Consider the following 1384-nt stretch of genomic DNA (forward strand, 5'->3'; position numbering starts at 1 on the left):
GGGACTGTAAAACGAGCGGTGTAACTCCCGATCATGGAAGTGCACCTGATGACCGACATGATGTCCAGCGTGGAGAACGCTGAGGACTCGAAGGCCGAGACCGGGCTGGATGGGCTGGACGAGCAGCTCGTGGCGCAGCTGGTGAGCCGCGCGAAGGCCGGTGGGCTGGCGCTGACTGGTGAGGGTGGGGTGCTGGCGCAGCTGACCAAGCGGCTGTTGGAGTCGGCGCTCGAGGGCGAGATCACCGACCACCTCGGCTATGACAAGCACGACCCGGCCGGCCGCGGGACCGGCAACTCGCGCAACGGCACCCGCGCCAAAACCGTCCTGACTGACGTTGGCCCGGTCCAGATCGACGTGCCGCGGGACCGGGATGCCAGCTTCGAGCCGAAGATCGTGGCCAAGCGGCAGAAACGCCTGGGCGGGGTGGACGAGATGGTGATCTCGCTGGCCGCGAAGGGCCTGACGACCGGGGAGATCTCGGCGCATCTGGCTGAGGTCTATGGCGCGGAGGTGTCCCGGCAGACGATCTCCACGATCACCGACAAGGTCATCGAGGGCATGGTCGAGTGGCAGAATCGGCCCCTCGATCCGGTGTATCCGGTGATCTTCATCGACGCGATCCATGTCAAGATCCGTGACGGGCAGGTCGCCAACCGGCCGATCTACCTCGCACTGGCGGTCACGTGCGAGGGCCGGCGCGACATCCTCGGCTTGTGGGCCGGGGACGGCGGTGAGGGCGCCAAGTACTGGCTGCACGTACTTACCGAGCTGAAGAACCGAGGTGTCGCTGACGTGCTCATGGTCGTCTGCGACGGGCTGACCGGCCTGCCGGACGCGATCACCGCGGTCTGGCCGGCCACGATCACCCAGACCTGCATCGTGCACTTGCTGCGCAACAGCTTCCGCTACGCGGGTCGCCAGCACTGGGACGCGATCGCCAAGGCGCTCAAGCCGGTCTACACCGCGGCCACGGAGGCCGCTGCGCGGGAGCGGTTCGCCGAGTTCGCGCAGGAGTGGGGCGTCCGGTATCCGGCGATCGTGCGGTTGTGGGACAACGCGTGGGCGGAGTTCGTGCCGTTCCTGGCGTTCGATCCGGAGATCCGGCGGGTGATCTGCTCGACCAACGCGATCGAGAGCGTCAACGCCCGTATCCGCCGCGCGGTCAAGGCCCGCGGACACTTCCCGAACGAGCAGGCGGCGCTCAAGTGCGTCTACATGGCGATCATGAGCCTGGACCCGACCGGCGCCGGCCGCAAACGCTGGACCATGCGGTGGAAACCCGCGCTGAACGCGTTCGAGATCGCCTTCGACGGCCGTCTGGCCGCCGGACGCAAGTAGATCCCCCTTCAACCCGAGTTACACCGCTCGTTTGACAGACCCG

General features: G+C 67.1%; 1 protein-coding gene. It reads left to right on the forward strand.

Annotated features, from left to right (window positions below):
* Nucleotides 1-45 precede the first annotated feature (45 nt).
* Nucleotides 46-1341: an IS256 family transposase gene (locus tag AB0F52_RS48650; protein ID WP_360186487.1), complete on the forward strand. Its 1296-nt coding sequence runs from the start codon at nucleotides 46-48 to the stop codon at nucleotides 1339-1341.
* Nucleotides 1342-1384: the final 43 nt, after the last annotated feature.

The sequence above is a fragment of the Amycolatopsis sp. NPDC024027 genome, from assembly GCF_040638975.1.
Lineage (GTDB): Bacteria > Actinomycetota > Actinomycetes > Mycobacteriales > Pseudonocardiaceae > Amycolatopsis.